This window comes from Tateyamaria sp. LSS28, assembly GCF_059611725.1.
Genome location: NZ_JCAPFI010000008.1, coordinates 77,952 through 100,601 on the forward strand (window position 1 = coordinate 77,952; position 22,650 = coordinate 100,601).

General features: G+C 59.4%; 22 protein-coding genes and 1 tRNA gene. 9 read left to right on the plus strand and 14 right to left on the minus strand.

Annotation, left to right across the window (positions count from 1 at the left end):
- Nucleotides 1–24: 24 nt before the first annotated feature.
- From AC53L6_RS21300 to purC, 8 genes are all read right to left on the minus strand, one after another.
- On the minus strand, nt 25–2,778 hold the full coding sequence (locus tag AC53L6_RS21300; RefSeq protein ID WP_496909299.1) for an Rne/Rng family ribonuclease: 2,754 nt from the start codon (nt 2,776–2,778) through the stop codon (nt 25–27).
- A 508-nt stretch (nt 2,779–3,286) separates the two neighbouring features.
- Nucleotides 3,287–4,093, minus strand: a complete 807-nt coding sequence (locus tag AC53L6_RS21305) for an endonuclease/exonuclease/phosphatase family protein (protein ID WP_472727895.1) — start codon at nt 4,091–4,093, stop codon at nt 3,287–3,289.
- Nucleotides 4,094–4,201: 108 nt separating this feature from the next.
- The gene (locus tag AC53L6_RS21310) at nt 4,202–4,870 is read right to left on the minus strand and encodes an HAD family hydrolase (RefSeq protein WP_366523099.1); all 669 of its coding nucleotides are present in this window, start codon (nt 4,868–4,870) and stop codon (nt 4,202–4,204) included.
- A 113-nt stretch (nt 4,871–4,983) separates the two neighbouring features.
- A complete protein-coding gene (locus AC53L6_RS21315; RefSeq protein WP_299206848.1) occupies nt 4,984–6,318 on the minus strand; it encodes a sigma-54-dependent transcriptional regulator in 1,335 nt (444 codons plus the stop codon).
- Nucleotides 6,319–6,324: 6 nt separating this feature from the next.
- Nucleotides 6,325–8,106, minus strand: a complete 1,782-nt coding sequence (locus AC53L6_RS21320) for a sensor histidine kinase (protein WP_299206850.1) — start codon at nt 8,104–8,106, stop codon at nt 6,325–6,327.
- Nucleotides 8,107–8,143: 37 nt separating this feature from the next.
- On the minus strand, nt 8,144–8,812 hold the full coding sequence (gene purQ / locus AC53L6_RS21325; protein WP_299206852.1) for a phosphoribosylformylglycinamidine synthase subunit PurQ: 669 nt from the start codon (nt 8,810–8,812) through the stop codon (nt 8,144–8,146).
- Nucleotides 8,813–8,921: 109 nt separating this feature from the next.
- Nucleotides 8,922–9,152, minus strand: coding sequence for a phosphoribosylformylglycinamidine synthase subunit PurS (gene purS, locus AC53L6_RS21330; RefSeq protein ID WP_299206854.1), 231 nt, complete (start codon nt 9,150–9,152; stop codon nt 8,922–8,924).
- Nucleotides 9,153–9,163: 11 nt separating this feature from the next.
- On the minus strand, nt 9,164–9,925 hold the full coding sequence (purC, locus tag AC53L6_RS21335) for a phosphoribosylaminoimidazolesuccinocarboxamide synthase (RefSeq protein WP_299702504.1): 762 nt from the start codon (nt 9,923–9,925) through the stop codon (nt 9,164–9,166).
- Between the two features lie 151 nt (nt 9,926–10,076).
- Here purC and AC53L6_RS21340 point away from each other — a divergent pair, with 151 nt between their 5' ends.
- The 3 genes from AC53L6_RS21340 (at nt 10,077) to bmt (ending at nt 13,508) form a co-directional block, all read left to right on the plus strand.
- Complete coding sequence (locus AC53L6_RS21340; RefSeq protein WP_496909300.1) at nt 10,077–10,394, plus strand: DUF1476 domain-containing protein; 318 nt, start codon at nt 10,077–10,079, stop codon at nt 10,392–10,394.
- A 162-nt stretch (nt 10,395–10,556) separates the two neighbouring features.
- Nucleotides 10,557–12,455 carry a phosphatidylglycerol lysyltransferase domain-containing protein gene (locus tag AC53L6_RS21345; protein WP_496909301.1) on the plus strand — a complete coding sequence of 633 codons (1,899 nt, stop codon included), beginning with the start codon at nt 10,557–10,559 and terminating at the stop codon, nt 12,453–12,455.
- Between the two features lie 36 nt (nt 12,456–12,491).
- Nucleotides 12,492–13,508, plus strand: coding sequence for a betaine--homocysteine S-methyltransferase (gene bmt / locus AC53L6_RS21350; protein WP_299206862.1), 1,017 nt, complete (start codon nt 12,492–12,494; stop codon nt 13,506–13,508).
- On the opposite strand, the gene AC53L6_RS21355 is transcribed toward bmt, so the two are convergent.
- On the minus strand, nt 13,505–14,581 hold the full coding sequence (locus AC53L6_RS21355) for a PA0069 family radical SAM protein (RefSeq protein WP_496909302.1): 1,077 nt from the start codon (nt 14,579–14,581) through the stop codon (nt 13,505–13,507). The two genes, bmt and AC53L6_RS21355, sit on opposite strands and share 4 nt — an antisense overlap.
- A gap of 208 nt (nt 14,582–14,789) precedes the next feature.
- Here AC53L6_RS21355 and AC53L6_RS21360 point away from each other — a divergent pair, with 208 nt between their 5' ends.
- The 3 genes from AC53L6_RS21360 to AC53L6_RS21370 are packed head-to-tail and all read left to right on the plus strand — an operon-like array spanning nt 14,790 to nt 16,694.
- The gene (locus tag AC53L6_RS21360) at nt 14,790–15,491 is read left to right on the plus strand and encodes a corrinoid protein (protein WP_299206865.1); all 702 of its coding nucleotides are present in this window, start codon (nt 14,790–14,792) and stop codon (nt 15,489–15,491) included.
- 34 nt (nt 15,492–15,525) lie between these two features.
- Complete coding sequence (locus AC53L6_RS21365; protein WP_496909303.1) at nt 15,526–16,071, plus strand: thioredoxin family protein; 546 nt, start codon at nt 15,526–15,528, stop codon at nt 16,069–16,071.
- Nucleotides 16,062–16,694 (plus strand): DUF1638 domain-containing protein, encoded by a 633-nt coding sequence (locus AC53L6_RS21370; protein WP_299702521.1) that lies wholly within the window; start codon nt 16,062–16,064, stop codon nt 16,692–16,694. Before AC53L6_RS21365 ends, AC53L6_RS21370 begins: the two co-directional genes overlap by 10 nt.
- A 92-nt stretch (nt 16,695–16,786) precedes the next feature.
- Here the strand turns inward: AC53L6_RS21370 and AC53L6_RS21375 are convergent, their stop codons facing one another.
- Entirely contained in the window at nt 16,787–17,194 is a 408-nt protein-coding gene (locus AC53L6_RS21375) for a SufE family protein (protein WP_299703717.1), read from the minus strand.
- A 136-nt stretch (nt 17,195–17,330) separates the two neighbouring features.
- Here AC53L6_RS21375 and AC53L6_RS21380 point away from each other — a divergent pair, with 136 nt between their 5' ends.
- Nucleotides 17,331–17,864: a hypothetical protein gene (locus tag AC53L6_RS21380; protein ID WP_299206871.1), complete on the plus strand. Its 534-nt coding sequence runs from the start codon at nt 17,331–17,333 to the stop codon at nt 17,862–17,864.
- A gap of 9 nt (nt 17,865–17,873) precedes the next feature.
- Here the strand turns inward: AC53L6_RS21380 and rnd are convergent, their stop codons facing one another.
- The 3 genes from rnd to purM all read right to left on the minus strand — a co-directional run bounded on the left by rnd (nt 17,874) and on the right by purM (nt 20,734).
- Nucleotides 17,874–19,034 carry a ribonuclease D gene (rnd, locus tag AC53L6_RS21385; RefSeq protein ID WP_496909304.1) on the minus strand — a complete coding sequence of 387 codons (1,161 nt, stop codon included), beginning with the start codon at nt 19,032–19,034 and terminating at the stop codon, nt 17,874–17,876.
- Nucleotides 19,035–19,100: 66 nt separating this feature from the next.
- Nucleotides 19,101–19,691: a phosphoribosylglycinamide formyltransferase gene (gene purN / locus AC53L6_RS21390; protein WP_496909305.1), complete on the minus strand. Its 591-nt coding sequence runs from the start codon at nt 19,689–19,691 to the stop codon at nt 19,101–19,103.
- Nucleotides 19,688–20,734 (minus strand): phosphoribosylformylglycinamidine cyclo-ligase, encoded by a 1,047-nt coding sequence (purM, locus tag AC53L6_RS21395; protein ID WP_496909306.1) that lies wholly within the window; start codon nt 20,732–20,734, stop codon nt 19,688–19,690. The genes purN and purM overlap by 4 nt, the downstream gene beginning before the upstream one ends.
- A 192-nt stretch (nt 20,735–20,926) precedes the next feature.
- Between purM and AC53L6_RS21400 the strand changes: the two genes are divergently transcribed.
- Both AC53L6_RS21400 and AC53L6_RS21405 read left to right on the plus strand, forming a co-directional pair.
- Nucleotides 20,927–22,018 carry a hypothetical protein gene (locus tag AC53L6_RS21400; RefSeq protein WP_496909307.1) on the plus strand — a complete coding sequence of 364 codons (1,092 nt, stop codon included), beginning with the start codon at nt 20,927–20,929 and terminating at the stop codon, nt 22,016–22,018.
- Between the two features lie 52 nt (nt 22,019–22,070).
- Nucleotides 22,071–22,147, plus strand: a tRNA-Ile gene (locus tag AC53L6_RS21405).
- A gap of 8 nt (nt 22,148–22,155) precedes the next feature.
- Here AC53L6_RS21405 and AC53L6_RS21410 read toward each other — a convergent pair.
- The gene (locus tag AC53L6_RS21410; RefSeq protein WP_299206881.1) at nt 22,156–22,602 is read right to left on the minus strand and encodes a PaaI family thioesterase; all 447 of its coding nucleotides are present in this window, start codon (nt 22,600–22,602) and stop codon (nt 22,156–22,158) included.
- Between the last annotated feature and the right edge of the window lie 48 nt (nt 22,603–22,650).

Genomic DNA, 22,650 nt, shown 5'->3' on the forward strand with positions numbered 1-22,650 from the left:
GCGCCTTAGGCACGCCCTTTTTCTTTACTTACCCAGCGACCACCAGCCGCGCTTTTTCGGCTTGGGTGGGTCGTCCGGAACAGATGCTGGTGCTTCGGTCACGGCTTCTGGCACCTTAACTTCTTCTGCCTGCACTGGTTTCGACACCGGTTCAGACGCAGACGCATCATCGGCTTTCACCGTCTTGGACTTCGTGCTGCGCGACCGTGTAGAGCGCGTCGAGGTTTTCTTGGGTGCTTCTGTCGCCTCTTCAACTGGCACCTCAGGTGCTTCGACCTCAGGTTTCACCTCAGCCGGTTCAGTTTCAGCGCTCTCCGCCTCTGTTGCCGCAGCCTTTGCGGCGTCCGCTTTGGCCTTGGTGGACGGACGAGACCGAGACGACCGGCTTCGCGTGGTCTTCTTCACCGGTTTTTCCGCCTGCTCCGTGGCCTCGTCTTGCTTCGGCTCCTCGGCAGTTGGTGCTTCGTCGGAAAGTGGTGCCGCTTCGTCAGACGCCGCTTCATTGGCCTCTGATGTTTCACCTTCTACCTGATCAGCCACCGTCTCTGTGCCGGACGACTTGCTGCGGCTCCGGCTGCGACGCCGACGACGACGACGTTTGGGCTTTGGTTCACCGTCCTCGCCTGTGGATGTCTCTGGAACAACCTCCGACAAGGCATCTTCGTCCTCGTCTATCTGGTCCATGATCGATGTATCGACGGACACCACGGGCGCCTCAACCGCGTTCACAACGCGAGTTGCGGTCTTGAATTTCTCGAGCGAGAAGTCGGGGCTCACGAGATGCGGGTCACCTTCAATCCGGACAGAAAGACCATAGCGGCCCTCAATCTGCGCGATATGCTCGCGCTTCTGGTTCATCAGGAAATTTGCGATGCCAACAGGCGCATTGATCAACACCTCGCGTGAGCGGCGGCGCGTCCCTTCCTCCTCAATCTGGCGCAGAATGGACAGGGCCAGATTATCATCCGACCGGATAAGGCCCGTGCCATGACACGCCTGACAGGGTTGCGTCGTTGCCTCGATCATGCCGGGGCGCAGACGCTGACGGCTCATCTCCATCAGGCCAAAGCCGGAAATCCGACCCACCTGAATGCGGGCGCGGTCGGTCTTCAGGCGATCCTTCATACGCTTTTCAACGGCGGAGTTGTTCTTACGCTCGTCCATGTCGATGAAGTCGATGACGATCAGACCGGCAAGGTCACGGAGACGCAACTGGCGCGCCACCTCGTCAGCAGCCTCCAGATTGGTTTTGAGCGCGGTTTCCTCGATCGACCCTTCCTTGGTCGCCCGGCCGGAGTTCACATCAATGGCCACCAAAGCTTCGGTCACGCCGATCACGATGTAGCCGCCCGACTTCAGCTGAACGGTCGGATTGAACATGCCACCCAGATAGGTCTCGACCTGGTAGCGGGCGAACAGCGGCAGGCTGTCCTGGTACTGCTTCACGTTCTTGGCGTGGGACGGCATGATCATTTTCATGAAGTCCTTGGCGATGCGATAGCCGCGCTCGCCCTCGACAAACACCTCGTCAATCTCGCGATTGTACAAATCGCGGATCGATCGTTTGATCAGGTCGCCCTCTTCATAGATTTTCGCGGGCGCGATGGACTTGAGCGTCAGCTCGCGGATCTGCTCCCACAAGCGTTGCAGGTACTCATAGTCACGTTTGATCTCGGCCTTGGTGCGCTTGGCCCCTGCTGTCCGAACGATCAGACCGGCACCCTGCGGCACCTCGATCTCGTTTGCGATTTCCTTGAGCTTCTTGCGGTCGGCAGCATTGGTGATCTTGCGGGAAATACCACCGCCACGGGCGGTATTGGGCATCAGGACACAATAGCGTCCAGCCAGCGAAAGGTAGGTGGTCAGGGCAGCACCCTTGTTGCCGCGTTCTTCCTTGACCACCTGCACCAGCAGGATCTGACGAACCTTGATGACTTCCTGAATCTTGTAGCGGCGCGGCCTGGGTTTGCGCGGCGGACGAATGTCTTCGCTGTCGTCCTCATCCGCGACAGATTCGATGCTGTCATCCTTGGATGTTGCATCCGCCCCCTTCGCTTTGACGTCATCGTCCTCAACGGCATCGGCAGTCGGAGCATCGTGCTCTGCTTCATCAGCCTCATCCGTATCTACAGCTTTTTCAGCTTCATCGGCTGCCGAGGTTTCAGATGCAGAGGTTTCATCCTCCGCTGCTGGTTCAACCTTCTCTCCGGTATCATCAGCCTCGGAAATCTCTTCGCCCGCTTCCGGCGTATCAACAGGCGTATCCTTGACCGTTTCCATTGGGGAAGAGGCCTCTCCCTCTGGAACGGCTACATCCGTTTCAGCATCAGCGCCTGTATCGAGGTCGATGGTCTCCATTCCCTCAATCTCGGTCGATACCTTGGCGTCCGTATCAGCGGCTTTTGACGCTTTGGACTTCGACCGCGACGACCGCTTTCGCGTCGGCTTGGGTTTATCCTCTTCGTCATCGCGCGCCTTCAACGCCTCGGCATAGGCGCGCTCTTCCTCCATCAACGCCTCGCGGTCAGCGACTGGGATCTGGTAGTAATCCGGGTGGATTTCCGAGAACGCAAGGAACCCATGGCGATTGCCGCCATAGTCCACAAACGCCGCCTGAAGCGACGGTTCGACCCGTGTTACCTTTGCGAGATAGATGTTGCCAGCAAGCTGGCGTTTGTTTTCGGATTCAAAGTCGAACTCCTCGACCTTGTTTCCGTCGACCACCACAACGCGGGTTTCTTCCGCGTGGGTGGCATCGATAAGCATTTTCTTTGGCATGAAATTCCATTGCGCGCCCGCAATCGTCTGGCGCCTGGCGGCGCAAGCGTGTTGGGGGCGTGTCTTGTCTGAGCGAATATGGACGCGCTGCAGATCAGGCCGGAGGGGCCTTCTGCCGGGAACTGTACTGTCCTCACGCGCGTCATCGCGGTTCTTCTCCGACACGGTGCTTCGTTGCATCGTGTCCGTTCATAAGCTGCGCCAGACCTTGGTCCGCGTCAGCAATTCGTGGCCATTGCTGGCCCAATCGGTCTGTGAACTGCGGCAGGGTGTCCTGTCCGTTCCGTCCAACAGCGAAACTCAAACGAAGCGACGCACCACAGGCGCATTTGCTTCGTCTCTTTAGATAAGAGTAAGGTGGGGTAAATGACAATGGGCAATCGCCCGAACCGGCAAATGACGCATCTTCCCATTCCCTCCCGGTACGAAAAAGTGCGCGCAACCTCTCTAGATGACGCGCGTGTCTCGCAGTTGACACCAACCGATCCGGGCAAAAACCAGCACTCGTTCAGGTTACCAAGATCAATGGGCGGTGGTCCGATACTTCGGGTTGATCCGGCACATCAAAGGCGCTTTTGGCCATTAAGTCATTGGACACCAACATGTAGTCGGCAAAGCGTTGGCTCTTTGTATAAAGCGTCGTGCGGGTATCCATGATGCGGTGATGGGCAATCAAGTCATGCAGGCCGTTCTGTGCAAATTGCGCAAAACTGGCACTGTCCGGTAAGAGGTTGAAATCCCCCGCGAGTACCGCCGGGATGTCTTGCTGCCAGAGCGAGCGAAAGAGAGCTATCGCGCGTTCGGTCTGCCGTGTACGGGCCGCCGTGTCGCCTTTGCCCGACGGGTCTCGCAATCCATGGAAATGGCCAACGCAAAGCGACTGACCTGTGCCGGGGTCCTGCACCCGTACCACCTGCATCGCGCGTGGCACGGGTTCTGCGCCCCAGCCATCTGGGCGAAACGTGCCATGGACAAAACCCTGCGCGAATTGTGTAACCGCCAAGTTCCGCCGAACCCACAAGCCCAAGCCATGCTCAGAGGGGACGGCAACGCCTTTGTCATCCATTAAAACACCGCGCGTCGCCGCCGCGAAAAAGGACTGGTGGTCCGGAAGCAGCGCAGAAATGTCACCGAACAAGTCCGACCGTTGTGCAAGATCGCGGTAGGGATCGACATAACGTAACCATTCAGGGCTTTGCACCGGGGCGCGTGTGACCTCCTGCAGGCACAAAACATCGACATCGAGGCTGGCAATCCACGGTGCAAGTGCATCCCAGACCTGCCCACCCCAGGCATTCAGACTGACAATCTTCATCGTCGCATGACCCCACCAATGACCCCCTGCTCACGTCGGCACCGTCTCACTGGTGGCGGGGACAGACAAGTATGCTTCGCGGATCAACATCAGAGTGCCCTGACCAGGCTAGAGATGAATTCCAAATCCGCCGACTTCTTCGATAGCCGCCCACAAATCGGGCGCAACCCGTTGGCCAAGCGAGGGTAAGGGCGTGTCGGCAGGACGCAAGTCCGGCACCTGTACAGCGATGCAACCGGCGCGCACAGCCGCTGTAATCCCGCTGTCGCTGTCCTCGAAAGCCGCACAGCGTGTGGGGTCCACGGCAAGGGCTGTCGCCGCCTGGAGATACGGGGCCGGATCCGGCTTGCGTGCTGGTACCTCGTTGCCGCCTACGACCGCCTCGAAATGTCGCAAAAGCCCGGCTTTATCCAGATGCTGGCGTGCAGTGTCACCATTGGTCGAGGTTACAACGGCCATCCTGGCCCCCTGCCCGGCCAACCGCTCGAGGCTGTCACGCACCGTCGGACGCAAGGGCACGGTCTGCGCCACCCGGCGGGACACCTCAGCATGCCAGGCCACATTAAACCCGGCCAAATCGAATTCCGGGCCTAGAAACGATTCCAGCCGCTGCCGCGCAGCGTCGCCCGAAACCCCGACCAACGTTAGAAAATGCGCATCAACGGCCTGAGCGGCGAACCCATGTGGCACCAGAATATCCCTTGCCACCGCGCCGTAGACCCGCTCGCTGTCCAAAATCAGCCCATCCATGTCAAAAAGGAAAGCATCCGGCATCATCACTGCAATCTCCCAACACCAATGCCGCACTCATGCCACGCCCGCATACGAAACAAAATGACCGCCGGGTTTCCCGGCGGTCACTTGTTTCAACAGGCTGTCACGTAAGGTGATCAGAGATAGTCAGAACGCTGCAAACCGTATTTGGCCATCTTCTCGTTCAGAGTCCGACGCGGCAGGCACAACTCTTCCATGACGCTGGCGATGGACCCCTTGTGACGACGCATCGTATTGTCGATCAGCATGCGTTCGAAAGCCTCGACATATTCTTTCAAAGGCTTGCCTTCTGTGGTCATCACAGGCTGCATTTCCTCGTGATCGTTCATCAACAAGGATGCAATGGATCCGGTGCCGCGACGGGCCTGCAAGACGGCGCGCTCGGCAATATTGATCAACTGGCGCACATTACCCGGCCACGGGGCCTGCAACAGCTGAGCCGCCTCCTGCGCCGACACCTTGGGTGCCTCACAGCCATATTCATCCGCAAACTGATCGCTCAGCCGGGTGAACAGGGTCAGAATGTCCTCGCCCCGCTGGCGCAGCGGGGGCACAGTGATCTTCAGGGCCGCCAGACGGTAATAAAGGTCGGGGCGCAGTGCGTCCTCACAGGTCCGGCCGGCTTCCTGCATGTTGCAAATGCCCACGATACGGGTCTCTGCCGGGGTGCCCTGCTCGTTGATGATCGACAACAGTCGGGCCTGAAGCGCCTCACTCAGGGCTTCGATATCCTCAAGAACAAGGGTCCCGCCGCGTGCCTCCTCGATCGCGGGCAAGGCACTGTCCTCCGGCAACATGGGACCGAACAGACGCTTGGCCAGCGCCTCCTCTTCCCAAGCCGAGCAGCTGACCAATACGAATTTCTTGCCGGCGCGGCTGCCAACGGCATGCAGTGCATGGGCGACCAGCGTCTTGCCTGTGCCAGTTTCGCCGTCAATCAGCACGTGACCGTCGGCCTGCCCCAGATCCAGAATATCCTCGCGCAGACGCTCCATCACAGGCGACTGGCCGATCAGCTTTTTCATCAACTGGCCGCCATCGCTCAACTCGCGACGCAGCGCACGGTTATCCATAGTGAGACGGCGGGCGCCGGTAGCGCGCTTTGCAAGCTCACTCATGCGATCAGGGTTAAAGGGCTTTTCGAGGAAATCGAACGCACCCACCCGCATCGCTTCAACGGCCATGGGCACATCGCCGTGGCCTGTAATCATGATGACCGGCAACGCACTGTCATTGCCCATCAACTTCTTCAGAAATTGCATCCCGTCCATTCCGGGCATTTTGATGTCTGAAATCACGATGCCAGGATATTCCGGCCCCAGCACCTTGAGAGCATCTTCGGCGCTCGCAAAGGTTTCGGTGTCGTAGCCTGACAAGGCCAGCCATTGGCTGATGGATTGGCGCATGTCCTGCTCGTCATCGACGATGGCAATTTTCATGGCTTGTGTCATTGTGGCTTACTCCGCCGCTCTGATCTTGTTGTCTTCACCCCCCGAACCCTCGTCATCGAGAATCGGAAGCTGCATTTCAAAGACGGCACCGCCCGCTTGTCCGTTGCGTGCAACCAACCGTCCGCCTAAATCGTTTACAATGCCGGAAGAGATAGCAAGGCCCAACCCTACGCCATCGCCCGGCTGCTTGGTGGTGTAGAATGGTTCGAACAGGCTGTCCAAATCTTCGATACCCGGTCCGTTGTCGCGCACGGTCAGTGTCGCCGTCTCACCCGCCGACAGGATAATATCAACCTGTGGCTCCCGTTCCGACTTGGTGGCGTCTATGGCATTTCGCAATAGGTTCACCATCACCTGTTCGATCCGCATCCGGTCGCCAAGAACTTCTATCGGTTCCGGGGGAACAACGCGGTTAATCAGAACCCGGCGCTGCCGCAGCTGCGGCTCCATCATCGACAGGCTGGACGCCAGCGCATCGCCCATATTTACAGGGCTTAGCGCATCCTGACCTTTGCGTGCATAGGATTTGAGCTGGCGGGTGATCGCGCCCATCCGCTCAATCAGATCATCGATGCGACCAAAACCGACCAACGCCTCATCCGGGCGGTTTCTGCGCAGCAGCAGACGTGCACCGGCCAGATAGGTTTTCATTGCTGCCAGCGGCTGGTTCAACTCGTGACTGACCGCTGCCGACATCTCACCCAATGCCGCGAGTTTCGACGACTGCTCAAGGGTTTGTTCGGCCTGCGCGAGGTCTTCCTGAACCCGTTTTCGCTCGGCGATTTCTCGCTGCAACTGCACATTCAGGTGGCGAAGCTCTGCCGACTCCCGAGCGAACAACGCTAGCCGCAAAGCTGACCTGCGGCTCATTGCATAAAATGCGAGCGCTAGAAGAATGGCGAATCCCATAATCTCAAGCGCGAGAACTCCGTTTACGCGCTCACGAACACTAGCATAGGTGGTAAAAGACGTCATTCGCCAGCCACGAAACGGAATGCGTGCCTCAAGCCGCATCACGCCTTCGCCCTGCAAGTAGGCATCGGGCGGCAGCGCGGTCCAATCTGCCGTAGCGCGAATGGCACGCTCGATCGCACTCTGTGGAGTTTGGCGTGCCAGTGCATCCTCTTCCGTGCGTCCACGCCACCGCGGTTCAGTACTCAAGATGATCTGACCAGCACTGTCGGTGACCAATACAGCGGCCGATATGCCAGCCCAAGCTCGTTCAAACTTCTGTAAATCCACCTCAACGGCGATCACGCCCAGAACATCGCCCCCCGCCGTCACGCGGCGAGAATATGTAAAGTCAAATCCACCCGCCTCGCGTTCGGTGAGCGTAAAAATAGTGCCGCTGGCCCGCAGCGCGTTAATGAAAAAAGGCTCTGTTCTGTGATTGGAGCCGAGGCGATTGCGGTCCGTTGCCGCGACGGTCCGCCCGTCACGGTCCAGCAGATAGAGATTGGCCGCGCCAATCTCTTCTACAAAGGAAATCAGGCGTTGCGTAGATTGCTGATAATCTTGACTGTTCAGCGCCCCAATCAGAGTTGGGTCGCGCGCCAGAAGCTGTGGAACAATCTGACTCTGACGCAGTTCGCTTAGCAGGTTACCAGAGTACAGTGCGAGCCTGAGCTCTGCCCTGTTTCGCGTGGTTTCGGTAAACCGATCTGTCAGTAGCCGGTTTGTAAAAAAGACTGTTGTGACCGCTGCAACGGTCAAAAGGACAAGCGCAGCTCGAACACGCCAACTTGTGGCGGATGTGCGGGGCGCAGGGGGTCGATCAGCAGCTGGCATAAAGAGGAACCTACGGCGTCGATGGTTCCGGCTCAAGTCACGCGGACGTCAATTGCCCCACCACTGCGCGAAAGAGCGCCTGTCCATCGGTCCCACCATGGCCTGAGTCCGCCGCCCGCTCCGGATGGGGCATCATGCCAAGGACGCGGCGGTTCTCAGACAGAATACCCGCAATGTCATGGCGCGATCCGTTCGGGTTGTCGGTATAGCGGAACGCAATGCGATCATCGCCCTCAAGTGCATTCAACGTGCTGTCGTCTGCAAAGTAGTTACCGTCATGATGCGCAATGGGAATGTCGATTACATCGCCAGCATTGTAGCCTTCGGTAAAGGCCGATTGCGACGTCTCGACTTTAAGGCCAACCGTTTTGCAGATGTACTTGAGCCCGGCATTGCGCAGCAGCGCACCCGGCAGGATTCCGGTCTCGGTCAGGACCTGAAAACCATTACATACGCCAAACACATATCCGCCCTGCTCTGCATGCGCCTTAACGGCTTTGCAGATCGGTGAATTGGCCGCGATGGCACCACACCGCAAGTAGTCACCAAAGGAAAAACCGCCCGGGACACCCACCATGTCAACGCCAGCAGGAAGCTCGGTGTCTTTGTGCCAAACCATTTCGACATCCGCACCCGCATTGCGAAAGGCCACGGCGAGATCTCGATCACAGTTCGATCCGGGGAAAACAACAACGGCAGCTTTCACGTTATGCGCTCCTTTGTATTCAGGTTTTGACAGCTACTGAGGAAATGATTCCAATAAAGCTTGGCCAGCGAGCTAATGTACTAAATCGGTTTATAATGCCGCGGGTGGCTCAGCTCATCTCCACCCGATAGCTTTCGATCACCGTATTAGCCAACAGCTTCTCGCACATGGCCGTCACGTCTGCTTCATTGGTACCATCCGCCAGGTCGAGTTCAATCACCTTGCCCTGGCGCACCCCGTTCACCCCATCAAAGCCCAATGCACCAAGTGCGTGACGCACTGCTTCGCCTTGTGGGTCCAGAACACCGTTCTTCAACATCACATGCACGGTCGCTTTCATGTTCGTCTCTTTCAGTTGATAAGCGTCGGTTTAGAAATAGGCGCCGCGTTCTTTGGCATCACACCCAGACGGCGGGCCACCTCGGTATAAGCGTCGGCCAAGTTGCCCAGATCACGACGAAACACGTCTTTGTCCAACTTCCGGCCTGTCTCAATGTCCCACAAGCGGCAGCTGTCCGGGCTGATCTCGTCCGCAACGATCAGGCGCATGAAATCCCCGTCATAGACGCGGCCAATCTCGATCTTGAAATCGACAAGGCGGATACCGACCGCCAACATGACACCGCTCAGGAAGTCGTTGACCCGCAAGGCAAGGGACAGGATGTCGTCCATGTCCTGTTGGCTGGCCCATCCAAATGCGGCGATATGCTCTTCGGTCACCAGCGGGTCGCCCAGCTTGTCATCCTTGTAACAGTATTCGACGATCGGGCGCGGCAACTGCGTGCCCTCCTCGATCCCAAGCCGTTCGCTCATGGTGCCCGCCGCATAGTTACGCACGATCACTTCGAGCGGCACGATCTCGCAGGCGCGAACCAACTGCTCACGCATGTTCAGACGCTTAAGGAAGTGCGTTGGCACGCCGATCTGGCCGAGTCCGGTCATGAAGAATTCGCTCAGGCGATTGTTCAACACGCCTTTGCCTTCGATCACGTCTTTCTTCTGGGCGTTGAAGGCGGTGGCATCATCCTTGAAATACTGAACAATAGTGCCGGGCTCGGGGCCTTCGTACAAAACCTTGGCCTTGCCTTCGTAAATCTTTTTGCGTCGCGCCATGGGCGTCCTTTCGCGTGTGCAGGGGTGATGAGTCTCCCTGCCGATGGGCACCTCATAAGCAATCGACCCAAATGCCGCAAGCAATGGGGTTGCGCGGCGTGCCCTGGCCTGCATATCTGGAACAAAGACACGCCAGAAAGGGGGGTGACAAATGAGCACCTTTGACGAGCGCGAAAGCGCTTTTGAAAACAAATTCGCCCATGACGCGGAAATGCAGTTCAAGGCGGACGCCCGCCGCAACAAGCTGCTGGGCCTGTGGGCCGCCGATCTGATGGGCAAGACCGGCGATGCCGCCGAAGAGTATGCGCGGGAAGTTGTGAAATCCGACTTCGAAGAAGCAGGCCACGAGGACGTCTATCGCAAAGTGGCGGGTGATCTTGGTACGAAGGCGGATGAGGCTACAATCCGCGCCAAGATGGCTGAACTGATGGCAGAGGCGAAAGCTCAGTTGATGAGTGAACTAGAGTAGTATCATTGGCTTGAAGCTTAAAATTGATGTGATACGAAGCGCGCGCCTTTACCGGTGCGCGCTTTTTAATTTGCATTGTCACCAGTTGCCTCACCTCCGTTAAGAAATGGCACACTCTTGCCCGCTAGCCCTTGATTGGGGACTGCGGGAAAGGGTCGGTACATGCACAGAATTCAGGCATTGGCGGTGGTGCGCACCGCCCTTCGGGTCGGCATGCCGATGATGATCCTTGTGGCATGTGTCATGCTTCTGGCGCGCCAAATCCCGATGGACGTGGTGGCCAGTCTGCCACAACAGCTGGCCGACATCTCGATCTTACAATGGGGCCTGGCCGCTGTTCTGACCCTTGGAAGCTTTTTCGCCGTCGCCCAATATGACGTGCAGGCACATCGGACTCTTGGCACCGGTGTACCCGAAGGCCAGGCACGGATCACCGGGGCTGTCGGAATCGCCATTGGTCAAACGGTCGGTTTTGGCTTGGTGTCGGGTGCTCTGGCGCGGTGGCGCATGCTGCCTGGGATGAGTGTAACGCAGGCGTTGAAACTGTCCACGCTGGTGTCACTAACCTTCGTCGTGGCCTGGGCCGGCGTGACAGGGCTGGTCAGCGCCGTTTTGCCAGCCCCCGCATGGACGATCCCCTTGTCTGTCGGCGCCATTGCCCTGCTGCCCGCCTGTGCCGCATTGCTATTCTGGTGCCCGACCTTGCGCATTGGGCGCCAAACGATTCCACTGCCCAGCCTGCGCATCGCCGGTTCGATCCTGATCTGGGCGCTAGTCGACATGGCCCTCGCAGCGGCGGCGCTTTGGGTGCTGCTGCCCTCCGGCACAATGGCCTTTGAGGTGCTGTTGCCGCTGTTCATGGTCGCCCTTGGCTGTGGACTGATGTCGAACACACCCGGCGGCGTCGGTCCCTTCGAATTGATCCTCGTGTCGGCGTTGCCCGCCGGTGCCGGGGTCGAGGCGGGTGTTCTGGCAGCTATCCTTGCGTTTCGCATCGTCTATTATGCCGCCCCGGCCTGTCTGGCCATCCTCGCCATGTTGCGGCCCCTGCCCGCCGTGACCAAGTGGCACCAAGCTGTGCAGCCGTGGCAAGCATTGCCACGCAGCGAAGCGCAGGCCCTGCGCCAGAACGGTGGTCAGGTCGATCCGGCAACATCCGGCAGCAGCACACCGATCTGGCCCACATCGCAAACCCGCACTCTGTTTACGGACCCGGAGGGCCGCGCTGACACCTCTGTATTGACGTGGTTGTGCGGTACCGCGCGGGCACATGGGCGCATTCCGTTGCTTTATAAATCCGGGCAGCGGTTGGCCCAATTGGCGCGTAGTGGCGGTTGGGCCGTGCTGCACATTGCCGATGATGCCATTATCGATTTGGTGCACTACGATATCGACACCCCCCTACGCCGAAGATTGCGCCGCAAGCTGCGGGCTGCGCAAAAGGCCGGGATCACCTTGCGGTCGGATGCCCCTTTGCCACCGCAATCAGCAGCAAATGTCGATGCAGAGTGGCAAGCCCAATGCGGATCTGCGCGCGGCGGAAGTATGGGACGGTATTGCCCGAATTATATTTCGCAGCAACGGGTTGTCAGCGCATATTCAGGTAACAAACTCGTAGGGTTCGCCACATTTCATCATGGCCCATCGGACTGGTGCCTGGACATCATGCGTCAAGGCACAGACGCACCCGATGGTACGATGCATGCCCTTGTTCATCAGGCCCTGATGGATGCAAAGGCCATGGGGTGCACGCGCGTCAGCCTTGCATCGGTCACTGCCTGCCCAGACCCGACAAGCCCAATGTGGCGTTGGGCGGCTCAGGTGGCTGTCCGTCACGCCGGAGGCACGGGGTTGCGCCAATTCAAATCCGCATTTGCCCCGCGCTGGGTCCCCCGATATGCCGCCGCTCCAACCTGGGCTGGCCTGGTGCTGGGCTTGGCTGATATCGCCCGTACCGTGCACGCCCCTGATCCGCTGCCGAACCACATGCTAGAAGCAAATGCAAACGCAGCTCATCATGAAGATGAGAATTATGAACTGGCCTCACGTTCGGCGGCATGACATGTGATCGAAGCTCTTCGCGCGAAAGGTTTCCCCATGTCGGATGCTCTGACCACTCTTCTGGCCGAAAAAGGCACTTTGTTGGCCGATGGTGCCACGGGCACCAATCTGTTTGCCATGGGCCTGATGTCAGGTGACGCCCCCGAGTTGTGGAACGAGGAGGAACCCCAGAAGATCAAGGCGCTGTACAAAGGGGCCGTTGACGCGGGAAGCGACGTGTTTCTAACCAACTCCTTTGGCGCCAACGCATCGCGGCTCAAGCTGCATGACGCCGGCCACCGTGCCTTCGAACTGAGCAAGATCGCCGCCGAACTTGGTCGCGAGGTCGCGGATGCCGCCGGACGCAAGGTGATCGTTGCAGGCTCGGTTGGTCCGACTGGCGATATCATGGAACCTGTCGGCAGCCTGACCCACGCAGACGCGGTCGAGATGTTTCACGAAACCGCCGCCGGATTGAAGGCGGGCGGCGCAGATATCGGTTGGTTGGAGACCATTTCGGCCCCCGAAGAATACACGGCTGCCGCAGAAGGATTTGCCCGGGCGGAGTTGCCTTGGGTCGGTACAATGAGCTTTGACACCGCGGGCCGCACGATGATGGGTGTGACAAGTACAGATATGGCGACCCTGGTGGCCGGGCTGGATTTCCCGCCCGTGGCTTTTGGTGCCAATTGCGGCACGGGCGCCTCAGATCTGCTGCGCACGGTGCTGGGCTTTGCCGCCACCGGTACGACGCTGCCCATCATCGCCAAGGGCAATGCCGGCATTCCGAAATACCACGACGGACATATTCACTATGATGGCACGCCGGAGTTGATGGGGGACTATGCCGCCATGGCGCGTAATTGTGGTGCGACCATTATTGGCGGTTGCTGTGGCACGACCCCGGCCCATCTGGAGAAGATGCGCGAGGCGTTGGACACGCGCGCCGTGCAGGCGGCCCCGTCGCTGGATGCAATTGTTGAAGCGCTGGGTGCATTTTCTTCCGCCAGCGATGGCACCGGTGATGATGACAACCGCCCGACCCGCAAGCGCCGTGGACGGCGTGCGGCCTAGAACAGGCTCAGCTGGGCGCTGGGTGCGCGCGGCGGCCGAAACAGGTCGGTGCGCATCGGTGCCAGATTTTCCTTCAACCCCAGACGCTTGACGGCCACTTTGAACCGATGTGCGACAATCTCGGCATAGGGTCCTTCGCCCCGCATCCGGTGCCCCCAGCGGGCATCATAATCCTTGCCCCCGTGCATTTCGCGCAGGCGCGACATGATGCGGTGTGCGCGGTCGGGATAATGCGCGGCAAGCCACTCCTGCCAAAGCGGCGACACCTCTTGCGGCAGGCGCAGCATGATCCAGCTGGCGCTGCCCGCCCCGGCCGCCGCGCCCGCGCCAAGGATCGCCTCAAGCTCGGGATCGGTGAGTGCGGGCACCATGGGCGAGGCCATGATGCGGACGGGAATGCCCGCCCCTGTCAATCTGCGCATCGTTGCGAGCCGTCGCTTGGGCGTGGGCGCGCGCGGCTCCATCGCGCGGGACAGTTCGGGATCGAGGGTGGTGACAGACAAGCCAACCCGCGCCAATCCCTTGGCCGCCATACGCGCAAGGATGTCGATGTCGCGTTCGATCAGCGTGCCCTTGGTCACGATGGCGACGGGATGATCGCAAGCTTCCAGCACCTCAAGGCAACGGCGCATGATCTCGTGCGTGCGATCGATAGGCTGGTACGGGTCCGTGTTGGTGCCAATGGCGAGCGTTGCCACCTTGTAACTTTTGCGGGCCAGTTCGGCGCGCAGCACGTCTGGCGCATCAGGCCGCGCCACAAGCCGCGTTTCGAAATCCAGGCCCGGAGACAGGCCCAGATAGGCGTGGGTGGGCCGGGCAAAACAGTAGACACATCCGTGTTCGCACCCACGGTAAGGATTGATCGACCGGTCAAACGGCAGATCGGGAGACCGGTTGTAGCTGATCAAGCTGCGCGGGTGTTCGATGCTGACCTCCGTCCTCAGGGTCGGCAGGTCCTCCACCATTTCCCATCCATCCGCCTCGGCGTGACGGCTGACCTTGTCATACCGGCTGACTGCGTTGGACACGGCGCCGCGGGCCTTGGCGGTGTGAGTTTGCAGATCGGGTTTCATACGCCCACACTAGAACACAACAGGAACATTTTCCAGAATGAACGCATCACGAGACGCCGCATCGGCATACAACAGCACACAAAAGTGACACTCAGCGTCGCACGCGAAGCGGCCCATGTCGCAATTCAGACAGTCCACCTGCGACATTCTGAACGATAACTCGAAAAAACCAGGCACCGGGTCCGGCACCCACTCAAGAGGAATGCCCATGTCAGACGAAGACGAAATCATCCTGTCCGAACTTGATGACGAAGAGCTTGTCCAGCAGATGTTCGACGACCTCTACGATGGTCTCAAGGAAGAGATCGAGGAAGCGGTCAACATCCTGCTCGAACGCGGCTGGGTGCCTTACGACATCCTGACCAAGGCTTTGGTCGGGGGTATGACGATTGTGGGACATGATTTCCGCGACGGCATTCTGTTCGTGCCCGAAGTGCTGCTGGCTGCAAACGCGATGAAGGGCGGCATGTTCATCCTCAAGCCGCTGCTCGCCGAAACCGGCGCACCGCGCGTTGGCAAGATGGTCATCGGAACGGTCAAGGGCGACATCCACGATATCGGCAAGAACCTCGTGTCGATGATGATGGAAGGCGCAGGTTTCGAGGTTGTTGATCTGGGCATCAACAACCCGGTCGAAAACTATCTGGAAGCGATCGAACAGGAAGGTCCGGATATTCTGGGCATGTCGGCGCTGCTGACCACAACCATGCCTTACATGAAGGTCGTGATCGACACGATGGTCGAACAGGGCATTCGGGATGACTATATCGTTCTGGTCGGTGGCGCCCCCCTGAATGAAGAGTTCGGCAAGGCCATCGGCGCCGACGCCTATTGCCGCGACGCGGCCGTGGCGGTCGAAACGGCCAAGGAATTCGTGGCCCGCAAGCATAACCAGATGGCGGCAGGCTAACTGTCCTGTCGCCCCGGCCCAACCGGAGGACGACATGCTGCTTGATACACCGATCTGCGACTTTGGTGCGCCAGCGCCTCAGTTCAGCCTCGCGGACGCGCATGGCGCCGTGCATAACCTGTCAGACCAAATGGGTCAGAACGGCGTGCTTGTGGCGTTCATCTGCAATCATTGCCCCTATGTCATCGCGATTGCGGACCGACTGGCGGCGGATGCGAAGGCCCTGAAAACACTGGGTATCGGCGTGGTTGCCATCAACGCCAATGACTATGCCGCCTACCCCGCTGATGCCCCGGACAAGATGCCCGGTTTTGCGGAAAAACACAGGTTTGACTTTCCCTATCTCATCGACGCGGATCAGTCCGTTGCGCGCGCCTATGGCACTGTCTGCACACCCGATTTCTTCGGCTTCAACCGCGATGGACAGCTGCAATACCGGGGGCGGCTAGACGACCCACATATGGGTGACGCCAAAGATCGCGTGCCCGAGTTGCTAAACGCCATGCGGCAGGTGGCCGAAACCGGACAGGGTCCCCAAGACCAGACGCCCAGCATGGGGTGTTCGATCAAATGGCGCTGACAGACGCCCAATTGACTGACTCCGGCCTGCCCGCCATGGGCGCGGGACGTATCTTGCTGATTGCCTGCGGTGCGCTCGCCCGCGAGATACTGGATCTCAAACGCACAAACGGCTGGGATCACATGGATCTGACCTGCCTGCCCGCCAAGTACCACTTGTTCCCTGACAAAATCACGGAGGCGGTGCGTGACGCGGTCACCAGGCACCGTGACGCCTATGAAACCATCTTTGTGGTCTATGCGGATTGCGGGACGGGCGGCCTGCTGCAAGCCGCCTGTGCCGAGATGGGTGTAGAGATGATCTCGGGCCCACACTGCTACAGTTTTTTCGAGGGAAATGAAAGATTTGCAGCGCAAAGTGAAAGTGAAATCACCACCTTCTACCTGACTGATTTCCTCGTCCGCCAGTTCGAAGCCTTCGTAATCAAACCCATGGGGCTCGACCGCCATCCCGAACTGCGGGACATGTATTTCGGCAATTATGAAAAGCTCGTTTACCAGGCCCAGACCAATGATCCGAGCCTTACCGAGAAGGCGCGCGCCGCGGCACACACACTGGGACTGACCTTTGAACGTCGCTTTACAGGCTATGGTGACCTGCAAACCACTCTGAAGCGGCTTTAACAGCACCTTCTTCTGACAGGAAATACGACCGGGGCGGCGCAGGCGGGGGCAGAGCCCCCTAAATCATGGTGCCGCCTCTGGCGGTCTTGGGATCACGCAGCCGCGGCCACCAACTGGATCCGCGCGATCATGGCCCGAAGCCCATTTGAGCGTTGCGCCGACAGGTGGTCGTTCAGCCCCAGCCGCGCCATTTCTGCCCGCGCATCCACGGCCCGCACCTCGGCCACCGGCAAGCCGTTGTATAGCCTGCGCAGCACTGCAATCAGCCCCTTCACGATCATTGCATCGCTTTCGCCGTCAAATCGGAATATCCCGTTTTCGATCTGCGGATGCAGCCAGACCTGGCTGGCACAGCCGTCAACCTTGGTTGCAGGCACCTTGAGCGCAGCGGGCAAAGGGTCCATCGCCTTGCCCTGCTCGATCACATAACGATAACGGTCTTCCCAATCCTCGAGAAACTCAAAATCTTCCACGATCTCTTCAAAGCTGGCCGTTGCCATCCGGTATCCCCACATCATGCCTGTGCCTTTGTGACCTAGGCGCAGCAGCCGCAAAGGTCCAGAGCAGCAATGGATGCTTTTCAACAGCGCCTGCATCCGCTACCACATGTGCCAAAAGCAAATATGCGAGCGGACAATGCGCCTGATCTTACCTGCCCTTCTGGTTGCCACGTTGACCCTGTCGGCCTGCGCAGCTGTGCGTGACAGCCGGGTGAACCCGATCAACTGGTTTGGCAACAGCCGGTCCGGACCAGTTCAGCCCGACCCGAGGGCTGCGACCAACCCGCTGATCCCGGAAACGCGACGGGCGGGCCTGTTTTCCAGTCTGCGCGACCAGACGGAACTCTATGTCGGCACCCCTATTGATCAGATCACTGATCTGGTGATTGAACCGGTCCCCGGAGGCGCCATCGTACGGGCCACGGGCATCGCGGGCGAGGACCGTGTGTATGACGTGCGTCTGACCACCGAGAGCGACGAAAACCTGCCTGTTGACGGTGTGCTGACCTATCAGTTGCGAGGCATTCACTCCGACCGCCCCACACGCACGCTCAGCCAGCGTGTGCGCACGGTCACGGCTGCCCGCCGCCTGACCGATCAGGAATTGGCCGAGATCCGCGTGATCCGTGTTGAGGGATTGCGCAACGCGCAATCAACCACGCGGCGCTGACACACCGCGTCAATCCAGTGGAATGATCTGAACGTCGGCCCCGTTGGCCGTAAGCGCAACACGTCCGTCGCACAGCCTCAACGCATCCGTTCCGAACACTTCGGACCGCCAGCCCTGCAGCGCAGGAACATCCCGCACCCCTGCCGCCAACGCGTCCAAGTCCGCAGCAGAGGCAATCAACTTGGCCGCAACACCCGCACTTTCCGTTTTGGCCTTGAGCAACACCCGCAGCAGGTCGGCCAGGGCCGGGTTAACCTGCAGCTTTTCACGCGACCGGTCGGGACGCGGCATCATGTCGGGGTCCATGTCCACCCCGCGCTGGACCGCGGCAAGGATGCCATCAGCGATGTCGCCCTTGCGCGCCTCACGCAGCAGCAGTCGTGAGCGGCTCAAGTCCTCAAAGGATTTCGGTTTGTTGCTGGCCAGTTCCACCAGCGCATCATCTTTGAACACGCGGTTGCGAGGGATATTGCGTGTCTGTGCGTGGGTTTCGCGGAACGCGGCCAATTCCCGGACCACCGCAAGGAACCGTGCAGAGTGCGTGCGTGTCTTGACCCGTTTCCAGGCGTCATCAGGCTTGATGATGTAGGTGTCGGGGCTGAGCAGCGTCTGAAGTTCTTCCGACACCCAACGCGCACGCCCGCTTTCTGACAGCTTGTCCGCGAGGAATTCGTAGATTTGCCGCAGGTGCGTCACGTCCGCAATCGCATAGGTTTTCTGCGCGTCCGTCAGAGGCCGCCGCGACCAATCGGTAAAGCGCGAGGTCTTGTCGAGTGACTGCTTAGCGATCTTGCGCACCAGTGTCTCATATCCCACCTGTTCGCCAAAGCCGCAGACCATCGCGGCCACCTGCGTGTCGAACAGCGGTTCGGGAAAGACCTGCGCATCAACATAGAAAATCTCGAGGTCCTGCCGTGCGGCGTGGAACACCTTGACCACCGATTTGTCGCGGAAAAGGTCGTAGAGCGGCTCAAGCGACAAGCCATCAGCCAGCGGATCAACCAGCACGGCATTGCTGTCATCTGTGCCGGCCATGGCCAGCTGCACAAGGCAGAGTTTCGAGTAATAGGTCCGTTCGCGCAGGAATTCTGTATCGACGGTCACATACGGGTGCGCGCGGGCCTCGGTGCAGAATTCAGCCAACGCGTCCGTGGTTGTGATAGTTCTCATGGGTGGTTCTTTTTGTTGCTTTTCACCGTCTGGTTGTCCGGTCCTACACCAACACGCGCACGCTGGCTAGAGCAGGAGGGGCGTTCGATCGCCAGAGGCAAATCGGCGCAGCACAGCCGGGTATAAAATGTGCTCTTGCTGCAGCACCCGGGCGGCCAAATCGTCCGGCGTATCGCCCGGCCGAACGGGCACGCGCGCCTGTCCGAGAATCGGGCCATCATCCAGTTCGGGCGTGACCAGATGCACGGTGCAGCCGTGTTCGGTATCGCCCGCCTCAAGCGCTCGGGCATGGGTGTGCAAACCACGGTAGTTGGGCAGAAGCGAGGGATGAATGTTCAACATGCGCCCGCGCCATGGCGTCACGAAGCCTGCCGTGAGCACGCGCATGAACCCGGCCAGGCAGATCAGGTCCAACTCAAAGGGATCAAGGGCTTCCGAGATCGCCGCCTCAAACCCGGCACGATCCTTTCCGAAAGGCCGGTGATCGACCACCACCGTGGCAAGCCCGGCGTCTTTCGCCCACGCGATGCCACCAGCATCGGCCTTGTTCGAAACAACGACGATCGGCGTGGCGGGATGCGACGCATCCATGTCCTCGACCAGCGCACGCATGTTTGATCCGCCACCCGAGACAAAGATCCCGACACGTTTTTTCAAAGAAGCGCCCCGGAGTAGCGCACGCCCTGCCCTGCTTCGACCGCGCCGATCCGGGTAACGACCTGCCCTTCGCCTTCGAGTGCGGCTGTCACATCGACTTCAGAGGCCGGGTCCACAACCACAACCATCCCGATACCGGCGTTGAAGGTCTTGAGCATTTCGGCTTGATCCATGCCGCCTTGCGCCGCAAGCCATTGGAAGACCGATGGCAGTTCCCATGCGTCCAAATCCACATGCACAGCCATCCCCTCGGGCAGCACACGCGGCAGGTTTTCGGTCAGACCACCGCCGGTGATGTGGGCAAAGCCGTGCACGCCGCCCGCCTTGATCGCAGCCAGCGCCGCCTTGACGTAAAGCCGCGTGGGCGTCAGCAGGGTCGTGCCAAGGCTTCCTTCGCCCCATGGGCAAGCATCGTCCCAGCCAAACCCAGAGGTTTCGACGATCTTGCGGACCAGCGAGTATCCGTTGGAATGCACACCGTCTGAGGCCAATCCCAAAAGCACATCGCCCTCGACCACGCCCGCTGGCAGGGCCGTACCCCGCTCCATTGCGCCAACGGAGAAACCGGCAAGATCAAAGTCACCCGCAGGATACATTCCCGGCATCTCTGCGGTCTCACCACCGATCAATGCGCATCCGGAGGCCTCACACCCCCGCGCAATACCTTCGATGATACGTGCTGCCTGATCGAGTTCCAGTTTGCCGGTGGCGAAGTAATCCAGAAAGAACAGCGGCTCCGCGCCTTGGCAGACCAGATCATTGACGCACATCGCCACCAGATCGACACCCACGCCGTCCACGTTTCCGGTATCGATAGCGATCCGCAGCTTGGTCCCGACACCATCCGTGGCGGCCACCAGCACCGGATCGACAAAACCGGCAGCTTTCAGATCGAACAATCCCCCGAAGCCACCCAGCCCGGATGCAACCCCTGCCCGTTTCGTGGCTGCGGCAGCCGGTTTGATCCGCTCGACCAGAGCGTTGCCTGCGTCGATATCGACACCGGCCTGCGCATAGGTCAGTCCGTTCTTGTTACTGGTCATTCTCAATCTCCCCGGGGGCTCGCCTGCCCCTTAACGTGAAGACAGGTGGCGTTGCAAAAGGAAATGCAGTTCTGCGCCGCTGCGCCGCGTTTCACGCGCCCCTCACAGCGCGTCACCCTCTCGTGACACCTCGTATTCGAGGCTGCGAGAACGTGACACAGTTCTTGCACCAACCACTCAAAGGACATCGCCATGACGTTTCACCGCCTGCTCATTGGATCATCCCTGACGGCGATCTCGCTTTCTGTGCCCGCTGCCCAGGCCGAGATTGTCGACGTTCAGGATGGCGGCTTCTCTTTCACCTTGGGTGGTCAGATCAACCGCGCCTTCCTGTTCACGGATGACGGAGTAGAGAGCAACGAGTTCTTCGTGGACAACGACAACTCATCGACACGGTTGACCGCGCGGGCAGCTTACAGCTTCGGAAACTATGTCATCGGTGCCCTGGTAGAGTATGAGTTCGAATTTTCCTCTTCAAACTCGGTTAGCCAATTGAATTCGGACATCAGCTCATCCGTTTCCAACGAACGCAAGTTCGAGCTGTTTGCGAACACGCCCTACGGTAACTTCGCCTATGGACAAGGCGACGCTGCCTCGAACGGGATTTCAGAGATTGACCTGTCGGGAACAGCCCTTGGCAACTATTCCGACGTAGGCCTGATTGCGGGTGGCCAGATATTCCGCACGGCTACGGGTGGTTTTAGCGGCAAAACTGTCGGCAATTTCTTCTCAAACTTCGACGGTATCAGCAGGGTCGAACGTTTCCGCTACGACACGCCCACGTTTGGCGGTGGTTTCGTGGCGTCCGTTTCCTTCGGCGAAGACAGCAATAGCGACATTGCCATCCGGTACACACGAACGTTTGGCGATGTGCGTGTGCGTGGCGGTATCGCCTATGCCCAGATTGACGAGGTGGATCGGGTTGCGGGCTCAGTTTCGGCCTTTCACGATCCTACTGGCCTGAATGTCACCTTTGCATCCGGGACCGACGACCTGGATACAGCCGGTCGTGAAGACCCCGGCTTTAACTATGTGAAACTGGGCTATCAGAAGCAGGATCTTCTGCCGTGGGGCAGCACGTCATTCGCTGTCGATTTCTATGATGGCAGCGATCAGGCGGTGAACGGCAGCGACTCTGAAAGCTACAGTATTTTCGCGGTGCAAAAGATCGATCGACTGAACACCGAGGTCTACGGCGGCTTCCGCACATTCAGCGCGGAAACGCCGACCGAATCCTTTCGGGATATCGACGCTGTCTTTATCGGTGCACGCTACCGGTTCTAAGCCGTCGCCTGTCTTGACACCCGGGGTGGCGATGCTATCCCCGGGATCAGGCGGGCCTGTAGCTCAATTGGTTAGAGCAGAGCGCTCATAACGCTTTGGTTGCGGGTTCAAGTCCTGCCGGGCCTACCAACCGCCCTTCATGCTTTGCGGACGTGCCAGCCGACCGTCATAGTGACAACCGTATCACCATCGTCGTCGCGGATATCAACATTGATGTCGAAGGCCGTCTTGCCCACTTCTTGCAGTTCCTTGACCAGTTCCGGCCCCGGACGTTCGGTTTTGGCGTGGGCCTCAAGACGCCCCTTCGCGATCTTGACGTAAGAGATGTTGGCGCCGGATGCGACGGGCCGCGCCTGAAAGATCATGGGACCAAAAGCACCAGCAAGGGCAGCACCTGATGCGGCTTCGCCCAGGGTGAACATGGCCCCTGCATGCTGGCTCTGGATGTGGTTGGATGTTTCAGGCCGTTGGTCCAGTGCTGCGACACCAATACCGTCGCCAACTTCAAGCAGTTCAACCCCAACGTGGTTGGCAAATGGCACCGCCTTGCCGAGTTGGTCGCGAATCATGTCATACGGTGTCATTTCAGGCGCTCCTGCTGTGCTATGTCGCCAGTAAAACCGATCCGTCCT